The sequence below is a fragment of the Tuberibacillus sp. Marseille-P3662 genome (assembly GCF_900178005.1).
GTDB lineage: Bacteria > Bacillota > Bacilli > Bacillales > Sporolactobacillaceae > Marseille-P3662.
On record NZ_FXBS01000006.1, the window covers coordinates 1,835,135 to 1,850,911 of the forward strand.

Below are 15,777 nucleotides of genomic sequence, written 5' to 3' on the forward strand. Positions count from 1 at the left end.
GTGCAACAAGAAAATTGTTTTGTTTGAGTTATGCGCATGTAAATAAATTTAGGAAAGAAGGACCAAGAAAAATATCCGATTTTGTCGAATACACACGTCTTGGTTTCAATAAAGAATACCTGATAAGGAAAAGTTAGTCATTCCCCTCATTCTATGCTCCTATGAGGTCCTATCTACCTCTTCTAGACCCTCATTGGCTCTCTTTACAATCCTTAACCGTCTATTAATAATGACCATCTATAATAAGAGCTGATTCAAATAATAGATTGTTGAAGGGAGTCCGATAACATGTCTGAGAAAAAAAGCATCGATGAATTGGTTCAAAAATTAAATGAGGAAACCTTGCAGAACAACATCGATAGACGAGGATTTCTTCAAGGGACAGGCAAAATTGCTAGTCTTTCTCTAGGATTAGTTCTTGCGCAATCCATGGGAGGACTTCAAGTTGAAGCAGCGCCTAAATTCAAAAGCTATCCGTTCTCACTAGGGGTGGCTTCCGGTGATCCTCTTTCGCACAGTATCGTTCTATGGACAAGATTAGCTCCCGAACCTCTCAATGGAGGGGGCATGCCTATGCATCCCGTTCCCGTGAAATGGGACATTGCAAAGGATCAACATTTCCGTCACATTGTTCAGCATGGTACAGAAATTGCAACGCCTGAACTCGCCCATTCTGTGCACGTGGAGGTTGACGGGTTGCAGCCCGACACGGTCTATTTCTATCGTTTTAAAGCAGGCCATGAACACAGCCAAGTCGGAAAAACGAAAACCCTTCCTGCGAGCAACGCCAATGTGTCCAGTCTTACCTTCGCCTTCGCGTCCTGTCAGCAATATGAACACGGCTACTATACAGCCTACAAACATATGGCCAAAGAAGACCTTGATCTGGTTCTTCATCTTGGTGACTATATTTATGAATATGGTCCAAATGAATATGTCGCTAGTACAGGCAATGTCAGAAGCCACAACAGCCCAGAAATCCAGTCGCTTGAGGATTACCGCAATCGCCATGCCCAATACCGTTCTGATGAACATCTGCAGTCCGCTCATGCAGCTTTCCCATGGGTAGTGACCTGGGATGATCATGAAGTCGAGAACAATTATGCCGATACGATTCCGGAAAATGGACAGTCAGTTGAAGCCTTTGTCAAACGGCGTGCCGCAGCCTATCAAGCGTATTACGAACATATGCCCCTTCGTCAATCATCTATGCCTCATGGTGCTGATATGAAGTTATATCGCAGCTTCTCTTATGGGAACTTGGCCAACTTCTTCGTCTTGGATACGCGGCAATACCGCTCAGACCAGGCGAATGGCGATCAGAGTTCCCCACAAACACCCGAGTCATTGGATCCCTCTCGTACCCTTTTAGGACAAGAACAAGAGCATTGGTTACTTGATAACTTTGACCATTCGAAAACCAATTGGAATGTCATGGCCCAGCAAATATTTTTTGCAAAACGAAACTATGGGCCAAGTCCGGATGAGCCATTATTCAGTATGGATGGCTGGGATGGTTATATGCCTGCCCGAGACCGTATTATGGACTTTGTTAACAATAGAAATATGAACAATCTCATCGTACTAACAGGGGATGTTCATGCCAATTGGGCATCCAATTTGATCGAGAACTTTGGTCACCCGAACTCCCGCGTGTTCGGTGCTGAGTTTGTTGGAACATCGATCACATCAGGTGGAGATGGGGCCAATAAACGTGCAGATACCGACCGGATTTTAAATCAGAACGAGCATATCAAATTCTTTAACGATTTTCGCGGCTATGTCCGCTGCCGAGTAACCCCGACACAATGGCAAACCGACTATCGCGTCGTCCCCTTTGTGTCAACACCAGGTGCAGACATTTCTACAAGAGCATCCTTTGTCTATAAAAAAGATCAGACAGGCTTAGAAGAAATATCAACAACAATCGTCCCCCAAGGGAAGCAACAATCAAATGAAGTTGAGCAAGATCGTCTTCATGCTCATGAACGTGCCCATCAAAGGCAAATGAATAACAGTGATAAAAAAGTATCAAACTAGAAGGTTATTTTAGGTAGAAAGGAATGACGTGTCCATGCTCACAAATATCGGTATTCCAGGATTGATTTTAGTCCTTGTCATTGCCCTCATTATTTTTGGTCCATCTAAACTTCCAGAAATCGGCCGGGCATTTGGCAAAACGTTAACGGAGTTTAAAAGTGCGACCAATGACTTAATATCAGGACATCATCATGAAAAAAAAGAGGACGAGTCCAACGTCACTTCTTTGAAGAAAGAACAGGATCGTTCAGCAGAGTAGTTATGAGTAGACGGGGAAACCCGTCTACCTCTCTTTTAAAATATAAGGAGGGTCATTTCATGGAAAACAAGACTTCACAAATGATCGATCATTTAGAAGAACTTCGCAATAGAATGATCATGACCATACTGGCATTTTTGGGATTTGTTGTCGGAGGACTTATATTTGTTAATCCCATTTATCAATGGCTTATAAGAGATCTTGATATGAAACTCGCTGTTCTTGGACCCAGTGATATCCTGTGGGTTTATCTGATGATCGCAACAATCATTGCCCTAGCTGCAACCATTCCAATAGCAGCTTTTCAAGTCTGGAGATTTATTGCCCCTGCATTGACTCGAGAAGAAAGTAAAGTGACATTAAAATTTATCCCTGCATTATTTTTTCTATTTATATTTGGAATCGCCTTTGGTTACTTTCTATTGTTTCCCATTTTGCTGGATTTTTTGACCTCCCTTTCTGAAGGACAATTTAACCTCATGTTTACTGTGGATAAATACTTCCGATTTATGATCACCCTAACACTGCCTTTTGGACTATTATTTGAGATGCCTTTGGTTGTCCTCTTTTTAACAAGATTAGACATTTTAAATCCAATGAGACTGAGAAAAGCCAGAAAGATGTCCTATTTTGTACTAATTATTGTATCGGTGCTAATCACGCCACCTGATTTTCTTTCGGATATCCTTGTCATCATTCCCTTGTTAGTTTTGTATGAAATTAGTGTCACCTTATCTAATGTTGTGTATAAAAAACAGTTAAAACGGAGGGAAGCCCTGAGCAAGACAGCTGCTTGATCGTGTGGATGGATCGCATTAAGCAGAAATTATGTTATGGTTATGTCATCAGCGAATCATAAAGGGGGCATCATCATGCAAACCATCGATGGAAGCTATATTTACGAGTTTTCAAGTGCAAACAAACCTATCAACTCAGTTAAATTAAATGAAACCTTTTCAATCAAAACGCTTGATTGTTACGGGGGACAACTGAAAAGCGAAAGCGATTTAAGAGCAGACTTCCCGAACTTGAAAATTAATCCAGCAACGGGTCCTATTTATATTGAAAACATTGAAAAAGGCGACACCATCTCTATTGACATTAAGCGTATAGAATTGAATGACCAAGGAGTCATGGCAACTGGACCCGACACCGGCATACTCGGGGATTATATTACCGAATCACAAACGAAAATTCTCCCAATAACAGATGGATGTGCCCTTTTAAATAACCAGATTAAAATACCTATTAATAAAATGATCGGCGTCATTGGAGTGGCTCCGGAAGATCATGCGATCCCTTGCTCCACACCAGACATACATGGAGGCAACATGGATACAAAAGATATAACTGAAGGATCTACGTTGCATTTACCCGTCTTTCATGAAGGGGGTTTGTTAGCTTTAGGTGACTTGCATGCAGCGATGGGTGATGGTGAACTTGATGGAACAGGTATCGAAATCGGAGGAGAAGTCACACTTCAAATTAAAAAGAACGACAACTTCAAACTCAAAACCCCTATCGTCGAAACAGATACTCATTTTATGGTTATTGCTAGCGCAGAAGCTTTTAATGATGCTGTAAGACAAGGTATGCTCAATGCGATTTCCTTATTACAACACAAACATCAAATAGCATTTGCAGATGCGTATCGTTTATTAAGTGCCAAAGGTGATCTAAGAATCAGCCAACTTGTCAATCCGAAGGTCACTGTTAGAATGGCTCTACCCAAAACCGTTCTAGTAAATTTGTGAGATTTTCTAGGGAGGGAACTTTCGAATCTTTTTAGACATGATCATCACCACTCCTTAAAGAATGTGTTAACATGTCAATAGGTCCCCCTTTAAGGGGGAGACTCACTAATGGTGCAATAACCACCCGATTGCTTGCCAGGCTCAGGGGTGGTTATTCCTTTGTTTTATCGGACAGGATCACGGTAATATCTTTGTCCCCCCTCTTTCAAATTCCTCGTCACCCCTTCCGCAAATCCTCCAGCGTATAAAACGTCCCGCGCCAAACGATCCCGCCTTGTCGATAAGTCAAATACGTTGCTCTAAGTATCGTATAAATAAAAATCATTGCTGTTAGAGGAAATACAAGAAAATGGATGCTGCTGAGCGTCGTCATTTTTGTGATCACAAGCTGATAGACCACAAATATCAAGACAATAATGACGAGACTATACCATCGCATGATGGGTGTTCCAAACAGAAGCAAGACAAACGGCAAGCATTGGGACATCGCAACCCCCACAGCAGCTAGAACAACCATCGATATCCGGTAGAACAATCCTGCGAAAGCATTTTTTTCAAGCCCTTGAATCGCTGCAGGTAAGGTGTCATACCATGTGACCTTAATTAAATGTAAGGCCGTTGCTAGACGTTGTCTGAAACCGGCTTGCTTGATCTTAATGCCAAGTTGTAAATCATCATCGGGTCTTAAGGCAATACTTTTGTGCGTGCCGATGGCTTCATAGGCTTGTCTCGTCAGCATGTTAAAAGCCCCGATACCCGTCCCTTGCTTCGAACGTTCGCTATTGGCCATCCACGGTCGTTTAAAATAACTGAATCCGAATAAGAAAAAGGCGACGAAAGCCTTCAGCCAAAATCCTTCTGCCTTAAGATTCGGCGTGAGCGTAAGATGATCAATCTTATTCGCTGAAGCATATGAAATCGCCTTAGAGAACGCTTCTTTTTCATAAATCACGTCGGCATCAGTAAAAAGCAGCCGGTTGCCCTGTGCTTGTTGATATCCCCGAAACAGAGCATAATTTTTTCCGAGCCATCCTTGTGGCAAATAGTCGATATGGATGACCTGAAGGCGTGACTCGCCCCGTTCAAGTTTTGATAAAATCTTCGCTGTCATATCCGTTGACCGATCATTGACGACAATCCATTCGACGTTAGTGTATGTTTGCTGAAACTGACTCAACAGACTTTCTTCAATTTGCTGTTCCTCATTACGAGCGGCTACGATCACACTCAGTAACTCGTTGTTGTTAGATACCCTTTGTCTCTCAAGCGGCTTCATTTTTTTCATGCCGTAGAACCCGTCAACGATAACGATCATCCAAAACAAAATCATCACACTTAAAAAAATCTCCATAGATCATCACATCCCGCGGTCTGTATTTTGTTCATAGGCGTCGACAGAGGGAAATTATGACTTCAAACTATATAGACTGCACCCATCTTTTATTCATTGTTCCACCGTTTATTTTATCACACATACTTTTCCCGTTTGATTCAAACGTGGAACGAAAGGGTATAAGGATTACAACATGTCGGATATAAGATTCAAAATAGCCATTTTTAATTCACAAATCAGTCTAGCTGTGATAAAGTTTTGTACGGCATGATTTGACATAAAGAAAGGAGATTCGATGAAACAAGCAACACCAGTATTTATCATTTCAGTGATTCTTTCCGTTATTTTTGTTTTATGGGGCGCGATTGCTCCTGACAACTTGGAATCGATCTCTACAAGTGTGCAAGGCTTTTTGCAGACGGAGTTCGGTTGGTTTTATCTCATTGCAGCAAGTGTGTTTTTGATATTCATCATCTACCTTGCTTTTTCAAAATACGGAAAAATTAAATTAGGCAAAGATGATGAAGAACCGGAATATAGTACCATCAGTTGGTTCGCTATGTTGTTCAGCGCTGGCATGGGGATCGGCCTTGTATTTTGGGGAGTAGCCGAACCCGTTTCCCACTTTTTCAACCCGCCTTATGGGGATGGACAGACTGAAGAAGCAGCCAAGAGCGCCTTGCGTTTCTCATTTTTCCATTGGGGACTGCACCCATGGGGTATTTATGCGTTAATTGCATTAAGCCTCGCCTATTTCAAGTTTCGTAAGGATGCACCCGGAACGATCAGCGCGACATTCTATCCGCTGCTTGGAGAAAAAGTCAAAGGTCCTATCGGAAAAGTGATTGATGTCATTGCTGTGTTTGCTACGGTCTTTGGCGTTGCAACATCGCTCGGACTAGGTGCAGTGCAAATCAATGGCGGTATTTCATACTTAAATGACGCTATTCCAAATAGCATTGGCACACAGCTTATTATTATTGCAGCTGTGACGGTGTTATTTATGCTGTCAGCCGCATCAGGCCTTGGGCGAGGGATCAAATGGTTAAGTAATACCAATATTGTGATCGCTCTCTTACTTATGTTGTTTTTACTGTTTCTTGGACCCACAAATTTCTTAATGAATCTATTCACGTCCACATTGGGTGGCTATATAGAGAATCTGCCTTCAATGAGTTTGCGACTGTCACCGTTCAGTGATGAAAACAGCAGCTGGATTCAAAGTTGGACCATTTTCTACTGGGCTTGGTGGATTGCCTGGGCACCATTTGTCGGTACATTTATTGCTCGTGTGTCCCGCGGCCGGACGATCCGTGAATTCATCATTGGTGTTCTCGCCGTGCCGACGGTTTTCTGTGCTCTATGGTTTGCGATTTTCGGTGGATCAGGTATACACATGGAAATGTTTAAGGATGCTAATATTTGGCAAGCTATGGGAGAAGGTGACAATGTGGAAGTAGCTTTGTTTGCTGCTTTAAGTCATCTGCCGCTTAGTTCGATTGTATCCATTTTGGCCATTCTCTTAATCAGTTCATTTTTCATTACTTCCGCGGACTCAGCAACATTTGTGCTTGGAATGCAAACAACGAATGGCATGCTCAACCCGCCCAACTCAGTTAAATTCACTTGGGGAATTATCCAGGCAGCATCAGCGGCCGTCTTATTATCGTCAGGTGGTCTTAATGGTTTGCGAACAGCATCCATTGTATCTGCTTTCCCGTTTGTGTTTATTTTAATACTCATGATGTTTTCGCTGCACAAAGCGCTGCGAAAGGAGAAACTAAAGCCGCAATCGAAGAGAAAGGCATCGTAAAGCCCACGAAGCAATCGTTCTAGACATGATTTAAGAATCGTATCATGTTTAAAGAAAAAGGGTAGTATACATCATAAAAGGTTAGGAGGATGGAACCATGAAACTATACAACGTCCGAAAGGGACAATTTGTCTATTTTAATAATGAATTGCATAGGGTTTATTCAGTCAAGCCCTTTTTCAAAAAGTCCATTCACCTCATTCGGCTAAAAGACTTAGAACAACACATAACTGAAGCAAAGTATATTGAACGCTATAAGCCGCAACATCTTGACAGCTTTATCTACAACCGCAAAAGGTATACGCTTCATAATGATAAAAGAGCTGATAAGGGCGATTATATTTTAATTATGAAGCCAACACCTGATTCACTTGACCACTATGCCCTGCACTCAATTGAAGAGGTTTCGGATGTGGAGCAATATGGGGTCATCAGTAATAAGTCCAACGGTATTAAGCATAATGAGTATTGGCTGTTGATGCCAGGACGTGAGGATGGTTCCAAACTCATTGATGTCCAAAACACAGAAGATATGGAAGATACGGACTTAGATGAAGAGGCCTCAGAGGCTGCCTTCCTTCCCGACCTGATGATTGGTGATGTGTATCAAAGGGTGAATGGTGATGTGAAAGCCATGGTTGTCGCCGTCCAAGGGGACACCGTGGTATTGGGCGGCGACTTGGAACTGACAAAGAAGGAGTTAGCTGACTCGGAAAAATGGAAATACATTTATAACCTTTTGGATCAATGATGGTTAACTTAAGAGAATATTAGATGTAGAAAATCCCGGCTTCAAGCTTCAAGAAGCCGGGATTTTCCTATTTCTTCAACATTCATCAGGCATCCCTCACTAGTCAGAGTGTTATTCATTTGTAAGGCTTCTAAGAGCTACAATACCCTGGTATGATTAATGACTTGCTGTTTTGACTGTTCAGAGCGATATAATTGTTCAAGTTCGCTTAAGGTGAGTTCGTACAATTGATGATTTGTCTTATACACACCTAAATGGAGCAGTCTGTCAATGTAGAATTGCTTCTTTTTCTCAATAGCCTCACGAAGTTGAGTACCCATCTGACTTCCCTTCTTTCTTCCGTGATATGTTGTGTCAAATCAGTCATCGTTTCCCTTGTTCATGTCCATTCATCTTACAACTTTAGTGTATTAGCTTTTTATTGAGCAGATATAATGATGAAGTAAAAATTCCGTTAAGATCCTCAAAATAAAAAACCTCGCTAAGCGAGGCTGGGTCCAATCTATCGTTATGAGGGGCCTATATAAGCAGCCATTTCATTAGTGCCCGCCGTAAAAATTAAAAAAAGGGACATGATTCATGCCCCGTATCACTTGACCCTCTATTATCTCTACTTATAATGGACGCATCACAAAGTCTAAGGAAGCTTCTTTATGATCGCCTTTGTCTTCAAGTTTTGTTAATAGTTCATCTCGAACACCTTCGGCGACGTCGGTTTCAAGCCATTCATCGCCTTCGAAGAAGACTTGCGTAATGAGGGTTTCGTGCCCCTCAGCTTGAAACATTATATGAAGATGAGCAGGACGCATCGAATGTTGATCCATGTATTCAAGAAATTCTCCCGTTGGTCCATCGGTTGGGATAGAATAGGGAATCGGTACAATGGTTTTAACCTCAAAATCACCGTTTTCATCCGTGTAGAAATGTCCTCTTAAATTAAAATCCGGAGCATCGGAATCAAAATTGGAGTATTTCGCCGAGTTGTCGTTATGCCACATTTCTACGTGAGTGTTGGCAAGCGGTTGGCCATCAATATTACTGACATTGCCTTTAAAATACAAGACTTCACCAGGTTCATCCGGTCGCTTGGGCAGCACCAACGGTTGACCCGGTTCACTTTCCACTAAAGGCGAACCTTCAACAAAATAAGGTCCTAAGAGGGAAGGCTGGGTTCCGGGCATTTTCGAATACATCGCTTGCAGGACATGCGTTTCTAAGAAAACGTCAGCATACAGGGGCAGTTCGCCTTTTTTACCCAAACGATCAGCCCAATCAACAAAATTGGTATACTCTTCGTGGTTCAATTTGGCTTCCTGTAAGAATGATTTCATGTGCTTGATGAACAAGTCAAAGACTTCTTCGACACGTTGATTTTTTTTCTTAGCTTGCTGTTGCTGCATGATATCTCGACCTCACTTTTAAATTTTTTATTCACCTACATCCGAGAGACGGCTGTTTTGACTGACGCATGATTCAAGTAATCTCGGCCCAGAAGTTGATTGACTTGCCCGCATTCCTCTTTCTTAAGCAAATTTCTAATCCTGGTGGACGATATAATTTCTCCATCTTCACAAGTGACAAGCGGTTGAACATTGACATGAAAGTGCTCAGCGAGTAATTTAACATCGCCCTCTTTCCCTTTACCAAAGGTGAAGTTAGGTCCTACCCATAACTCCTTGGGTCCAAGATGACGAAGTTCTTCTATAAATGCTGAAGCGGGGCGGGAGGCATACTGTTTGTTAAAATTCGCGATCACAAGATAATCAATGTCAAATGCCTTGATCAGGTCAACCTTTTCTTCCACCGTTGTTAATATGAGGTTATTTTGAAAAAAAGTGCGGGGAGGAGGATTAAATGTATAAACAACCGATGGCACATTGAATGCCCGCGCTCGATTGGCTGCTTTTTTTATCAATGTTTGATGTCCGCGATGCAGCCCATCAAACGCTCCAATCGAAACAATGGAAGATGATAAATCCAGTTCGCCGTTATGGTAGATGTGCACGATGATCCCCTCCTCTTAAAATAAGTACATCAGTTTTTGAAGTAATTCACATCATCTGGATTGATCCAAGTGTCGTTAACCCATCCATTAAGGTCATAATCACTCATGCACTGCTCAGCAAACTGTACATACTTATCTGCTTCACCCGAATCTTGAGCGGATGTTAAGTTCTCCAGTCGAATATTTTCATGGTTGCCGGAATAGTTGCGTTCATAAAGTTCATGTCTGCCTGCGTATTCCGTGCCGACGACATCCCAAAGCAACTTAATGAGTTTTATTTTTTCCAAAGCTTGAATATCATTGGAGCCTCGATAAATGCGATCAATCAGTGAACGCAGCTCTGGATTTTTAAAGTCTTCAGCACTGGATGGTTGAACAATGAGGTTGCCTGCGACGACGTTTTCAATAATCTCTTTAATTTTCGGCCAGCCTTCAGACATAAACACACGGTAGGAAAGCCCATAATTCAGGTTGGGCACCACTGTCCCATTTCTGCTCTTATCTGGATTCAATGCCATGGAATCACTAAGGGACCAGAACATATTTCTCCAAGCGAGAACTTCACCCACATTCGATTTGACCCCTCGGAACTGGTCCGTTCCACTTGTTTTAACCGCTTTAATCAGGAGTCCTGAGATAAAATCCAGTTTGACAGCAAGCCGTGTGACACCATGAAGCGTAAAGCGCTGTAAGAAGCCACTCTCTGGGAAAAAGCTGTTAGCCTTTTCGACATCTCTGTAAATAAAGACATTTTCCCACGGGATCAGTGCCTTCTCAAAAACAAGCACAGCGTCATTTTCATCAAAACGACTGCTTAATGGATAATCAAATGGACTGCCCATGACAGCCGCGTTCATTTCGTAAGACTGTCTGCAGATGAGCTTAACGCCGGGCGCATCCATTGGAGCGACGAACGCTAGAGCCATATGCTCAGATCCAACAGGAACAGCTCCGTAATGGGCAACAAAATTATAATTGGTTAACGCGGAGCCTGTCGCAACCATTTTTGCCCCGCTTACAATAATGCCTTCATCCGTTTCTTCTTCCGCTTTAATAAAGACATCTTCTACCGCTTCAGTTGGTTTATTACGATCTACTGGGGGATTAATGATCGCATGGTTGAAAAACCAATTCTTTTCTTGCGCTTCCTTATACCACCTTCGGGCATTGTCAGCAAAGGGGGCATAATACTCAGGGTCTGCACCTAAAGTCGCCATAAAAGACGCCTTGTAATCAGGGGATCGACCCATTTGTCCATACGACAGGCGGGCCCACTCGGCAATCGCATCTCTCGTTTCAAGCAGATCCTCCCTGCTATTATCAAATTGAAAGAATTTGTGAGTATATCCGCCATTGCCGGTATCTGTTGTCGTTGTTAAAATATCCTTTGTTTTATCATCATGGAGGGCGTCATACATTCTAGCAACAGACCGGGCCGCATTCCGAAAAGCGGGGTGAGTCGTTACATCGTCGACTTTCTCTCCATGAAACCAAACTTCACGCCCATCTCTTAAGCTCTCTAAATACTCTTCACCCGTTAGTGGTCGATTTGTTTTTGTTTGTGTAAGGGTCATTATTTCTCCTCCTTCGACTGTTTTACTCGAAAATATTTAAAAGACTGCGCTGTTTTCGAAGCGCTTTCAATACTGTAATTACAGTATAATCAATATTCAGAAAGGTTGTAACTGTAAAAAAATATAGTATATTGATGAACCATTTTATATATTTGTGGTTAATGATGATCACTTCAAGTAACTGTATGCGAACGATCATCGATCGTCTGCATCGCAAAATACATATTGATAGCCAATTGATATTTAAATCGTCCCGTCCCTGATTTTAAATCTTCTTTGCAGAAACGTTCGATTCTCTCAAGGCGATAGCGTAAGCCTGCTATCGATAAATAAAGGTCATTGGCTGTTTGCTGCAAATTACCATTATTATCTAGATAGAATTTCAAGGTTTTTAAAAGATGACTTTGGTTGTCCTTATCATACTGAATTAAATCACCAATCATATTTGTACAAAATTCCATTAAATCTTCTTGATCCGTTCCTTTTAGAAGCAAAATCACAGGTTCTAACTCTTCATAGTAAGAAATCCGACTGTTCTCCGGGTAAATGAGTCTCATAAAATCGCAAATCCGCGTCGCATCCTGAAAACTTTTGGCTAACTTTTTTAAGCTGTCAGCTGCGCGTCCAACCCCGATATAAGTTTTATTGTCCATAAATTGATGATCAATAGCCGATTGAAGACGGATTGTAAAGGTTTCTATATTTTCACTGTGGTTTTCCGGTAAAATCAATACAATATACGTATCCTTTAAAAAGATATCAAGCGATGGATAACAGGTGCTGAGATACTCTAAGATGGGCTGATTGTTGTCTGAAGGATCCACAGACAGAGTTAGAACGCGATTCCTATTGTGCGGCTGGAACTCAAATATATGGCTGCCAACTTGAAGGGTTGCTTCATCTTTTTCACCGCAGATAAGTTCGTCAAAGAAGTCTTCTTTCTTTTTCCATTGAGACTGTGTTAATTGAAATTGATGAAAGATTTTAATCGAACAAATCGTCAGCGCACGTTGAATCATTAGTGCTTCTTTTTCCTGACTTTCTTCCTCCCCAATTACAAACATCCGCCCCAGATCTTTACCCCCTGCATGAATCGGGTACGTTTCGACCATGGAATGATTCGCGATGACATCATGAGGATTCTCCAGCCATTTTTCGTAGATGGCAGCGTCTTTTTCTAGGAAAGCGCCTTCATTCTTTCCATACCAATAATCAATACTGACACTCTTCTGCAGGGAGGAAGCAATGACTTTGAGCATGCTGGATAAGCTCGCATCTTCTAATAGTAAATCAGTTAATTGTTTTTGAACATGATCAGATTCAATAATATTTTCGTTTAATTCTTTGATTCTTTTATAAGACCGGTCTAATTCAGTGAGTAACGAGTCGGCATGATAATACCGTAAATCCTCCTGCTGTCTGTCATCATGAGGCTTCACCGTTTGTGCGACAAAATAGCAATAAGGATCACCTTGTCCCCGGCATTTTTCTTCATGAACCAGAATTTCCTTACCAAAAACTTTTGTCAGGTACCCGCTCGCATACCCAACAAGGGTCCAGCATACTGGATCCTTGCTTTCTCCATAATGATGGATATGCTCTTCAACTTCATAGGAATGTCGCCAATACCCTGTAAAATATAGCGTGTCGTCATCATACTCAAGTTGATCCGGCTCTACTGTTACAATGCCTTCCAAGGTATGAAAAGCGGGACCAGCAAACATTAATTCTTCGGTCGAATCCCAGTTATAACGCTTTTCCAGATCTTCTGCAGCTTTCATTCCGCAGGCCCAACCGTACCGCATCAGAAATCCTTTAGCCCGTTCCATACTCAGAGTATCGACTAGATCTCTGCGTAAGATCCCTAATGCTTCGACCGACATAAGGGCCATCCGTTTGTTATTGATTTGGATAATGCCCGTGCGCGGGTTCACATCCATAAGCTGTTCCAATGACAAATGATGAGCTTTCATTTCATCACTCACTTTTTTTTGACATAAATTCATTTACGATTGTACAAGGGGACTTACATTGGAAAACTGTCCACAATAAAAAGCAAGAGGTTGACCCGGGTGATACTCAAATGCCTTGACTTCTCCAAGGAAGAGCACATGGTCTCCACCGTCATATTCCGCCCATGGGACACACTCAATGTGAGCAAGTGAGCCTTTAATGCGAGCCCCTAAGCCTGTTTCCTCCCATTCAAACGGCAACTGTTCTTTTGGCTTACCAGCAAAATGCATCGCGGTATCCCGTTGATTTTCATTCAGAACATTCGCAATAAAATTATTATGCTTCATCGCTTGAAGAGCTTTAGCATTCTTGTCTACAGAAACCAAAACAATTGGAGGATCTAATGATACCGAGGTAAAAGAATTGACGGTAAACCCATGAGTCACCCCTTCCGTTTCGGTTGTGACGACAGTGACACCTGTTGCAAAACGCCCCATGCAATTTCTGAATTCCTTTTTATCCATTATAACATCTCCTCTCCGTTTTTTAAGCGCTTTCAATATACCATTATCATAACAACTGAGGATCATGGCATGAACGGCAAAAATATATAGTATTTTTTTATTTTTCTATACAATTAAAATAATAATTGAACATGATATTATTCTGTGTATTTGAAAAATATGTGGATTTTATCCCAGATTAAGGTTATATTATAGATAAGAAGTCATTGTAGGGGGCCATTATCATAGAAACCTTTCGTGATCACTTATTTAAAGAATTTCAAGAAGCGTTAATTACGGACCTGACAGAGAAGGAAATATCATTTATTGAATGGTTGGCAAAAGAACATGCGACTCGAACAAAGAATTCGATGCTTAAGACTTGATTAAACGTGAATATCACCTGATGCCGCTTTGTCTACAATCGTATCTCATCTATTTCCTAAAAGATAAAAAAGTGTGTGGTCGGACATAGTGATGTCCTTACCATACATTTTTTTTTGAATCCTGGGGCAAGCTTCACAGTAATCATAGTGAATAAAATTCATCTGACTTAAACACATTAATAGTAATTGTATTCGAGCCAAAGTCATGTTACAGGGAGGAAATATGATGGACTCCACAGAACAGAATTCAGACAAAGATCGCCACTTAGAAACCCAAATTCATGAGCATCAGCAGCATTTAAATCTCAACGCATCAGAACTCGGTGATCTATGGGGTAATTACATGGGTGATACCATGTTCTCTTGTATATTTGAACATTTTTTAGAAACAGTCAAAGACGAGGAAGTTAAAGAGCTGATCTTATTTAGTCAAGGGATCTCTAAGCGGCATATAGATACGATTTCCGAACTCTTTGTTAAAGAAGGCATTCCTGTACCAGCAGGGTTCAGCTCCTCAGATGTCAATAAAGGGACGCCACGTCTGTTTGACGATACCTTTATGTTATTCTACATCCAGCAGATGACCATCGGCTCATTCGGACAATATACAAGGGCGCTATCAGGATCCATACGCCAGGACATTATGGACTTCTATCGACAATGCATTAGAGAATCAAATGAAATTTATGAACGAACAACGCATCTTTTGCTTGAAAAAGGAACAATAACCAAATCACCCAAAATTCCGTATCCAAAAAAGGTCGAGTTCGTCGAAAAAAAGTCATTTAACTCGCTCTTTACAGGAAAGAACCGGCCATTAGCATCCATTGAAATCAAATATTTGAATAATAATATTTCGTTCAATATTTTAGGAAAATCCATCATGATGGGTTTTAGTCAAACCGCTTCTTCAAAAAAATTACGGAAATTCTTTCAAGACGGCAGGGACCTTGCTGATAAACAAATCAAGCAATTCGGAGGGATATTAGCCAATGAAAATATCCCCTCTCCTATGATTATGGATCCCCATGTCTCCGATTCGAAAATCCCTCCGTTTAGTGATAAATTAATGGCCTATCATGTGAGTATTGCGAACCAGTTAGGATTAGAAAACATCGGCGTCGCGATGTCGAGAACCTTGAGACATGATATTCATGTCAAATACGGGAAGTTTATAACTGAAATAGGGGCCTATGCTAATCAAGGACAGCAAATGATGATTGAAAATGGTTGGTTAGAACAGCCACCGTTAGCCACCGACCGCGACCAAATTGTCCGAACACCTCATTAGATGATGCTTATCCTTCTTCATCCAGGCCAGATGATAAGGATAAGACGTTTCTTTGACCTTCAACTAAAACATCTGGATATTTGCTACATAGAGTAATATGTAAGCAAACTTTATT

14 protein-coding genes are annotated in these 15,777 nt (G+C 41.4%); 7 read left to right on the forward strand and 7 right to left on the reverse strand.

Annotated elements, in window-relative coordinates:
• Window positions 1–288 precede the first annotated feature (288 nt).
• From B9Y89_RS17700 to B9Y89_RS17715, 4 genes are all read left to right on the forward strand, one after another.
• On the forward strand, window positions 289–2,040 hold the full coding sequence (locus B9Y89_RS17700) for an alkaline phosphatase D family protein (RefSeq protein WP_085524502.1): 1,752 nt from the start codon (window positions 289–291) through the stop codon (window positions 2,038–2,040).
• 34 nt (window positions 2,041–2,074) lie between these two features.
• Entirely contained in the window at window positions 2,075–2,299 is a 225-nt protein-coding gene (locus B9Y89_RS17705; RefSeq protein WP_085524503.1) for a twin-arginine translocase TatA/TatE family subunit, read from the forward strand.
• A 59-nt stretch (window positions 2,300–2,358) separates the two neighbouring features.
• Complete coding sequence (tatC, locus tag B9Y89_RS17710; protein ID WP_085524504.1) at window positions 2,359–3,096, forward strand: twin-arginine translocase subunit TatC; 738 nt, start codon at window positions 2,359–2,361, stop codon at window positions 3,094–3,096.
• A 75-nt stretch (window positions 3,097–3,171) separates the two neighbouring features.
• Complete coding sequence (locus B9Y89_RS17715; RefSeq protein WP_085524505.1) at window positions 3,172–4,053, forward strand: acetamidase/formamidase family protein; 882 nt, start codon at window positions 3,172–3,174, stop codon at window positions 4,051–4,053.
• A 217-nt stretch (window positions 4,054–4,270) separates the two neighbouring features.
• Here the strand turns inward: B9Y89_RS17715 and B9Y89_RS17720 are convergent, their stop codons facing one another.
• Entirely contained in the window at window positions 4,271–5,404 is a 1,134-nt protein-coding gene (locus B9Y89_RS17720; protein ID WP_085524506.1) for a glycosyltransferase family 2 protein, read from the reverse strand.
• Between the two features lie 277 nt (window positions 5,405–5,681).
• On the opposite strand from B9Y89_RS17720, the gene B9Y89_RS17725 reads away from it, so the two are divergent.
• Together B9Y89_RS17725 and B9Y89_RS17730 are read left to right on the forward strand one after the other, a co-directional pair.
• Window positions 5,682–7,199, forward strand: a complete 1,518-nt coding sequence (locus B9Y89_RS17725; RefSeq protein ID WP_085524507.1) for a glycine betaine uptake BCCT transporter — start codon at window positions 5,682–5,684, stop codon at window positions 7,197–7,199.
• Window positions 7,200–7,296: 97 nt separating this feature from the next.
• Window positions 7,297–7,950, forward strand: a complete 654-nt coding sequence (locus B9Y89_RS17730) for a hypothetical protein (protein WP_085524508.1) — start codon at window positions 7,297–7,299, stop codon at window positions 7,948–7,950.
• Between the two features lie 137 nt (window positions 7,951–8,087).
• Here the strand turns inward: B9Y89_RS17730 and B9Y89_RS17735 are convergent, their stop codons facing one another.
• The 6 genes from B9Y89_RS17735 to B9Y89_RS17760 all read right to left on the reverse strand — a co-directional run bounded on the left by B9Y89_RS17735 (window position 8,088) and on the right by B9Y89_RS17760 (window position 14,006).
• Entirely contained in the window at window positions 8,088–8,270 is a 183-nt protein-coding gene (locus tag B9Y89_RS17735; RefSeq protein WP_085524509.1) for a Fur-regulated basic protein FbpA, read from the reverse strand.
• A 294-nt stretch (window positions 8,271–8,564) separates the two neighbouring features.
• A complete protein-coding gene (locus tag B9Y89_RS17740) occupies window positions 8,565–9,350 on the reverse strand; it encodes a dioxygenase family protein (RefSeq protein WP_085524510.1) in 786 nt (261 codons plus the stop codon).
• 35 nt (window positions 9,351–9,385) lie between these two features.
• Window positions 9,386–9,955, reverse strand: coding sequence for an FAD synthetase (locus B9Y89_RS17745; protein WP_085524511.1), 570 nt, complete (start codon window positions 9,953–9,955; stop codon window positions 9,386–9,388).
• Between the two features lie 29 nt (window positions 9,956–9,984).
• Window positions 9,985–11,529, reverse strand: coding sequence for a 4-hydroxyphenylacetate 3-hydroxylase N-terminal domain-containing protein (locus B9Y89_RS17750; protein ID WP_085524512.1), 1,545 nt, complete (start codon window positions 11,527–11,529; stop codon window positions 9,985–9,987).
• 173 nt (window positions 11,530–11,702) lie between these two features.
• A complete protein-coding gene (locus B9Y89_RS17755; protein ID WP_085524513.1) occupies window positions 11,703–13,502 on the reverse strand; it encodes a XylR N-terminal domain-containing protein in 1,800 nt (599 codons plus the stop codon).
• A gap of 33 nt (window positions 13,503–13,535) precedes the next feature.
• A complete protein-coding gene (locus B9Y89_RS17760; RefSeq protein ID WP_085524514.1) occupies window positions 13,536–14,006 on the reverse strand; it encodes a flavin reductase family protein in 471 nt (156 codons plus the stop codon).
• Between the two features lie 591 nt (window positions 14,007–14,597).
• Here B9Y89_RS17760 and B9Y89_RS17765 point away from each other — a divergent pair.
• Window positions 14,598–15,662: a DUF3231 family protein gene (locus B9Y89_RS17765; RefSeq protein ID WP_254901288.1), complete on the forward strand. Its 1,065-nt coding sequence runs from the start codon at window positions 14,598–14,600 to the stop codon at window positions 15,660–15,662.
• Window positions 15,663–15,777: the final 115 nt, after the last annotated feature.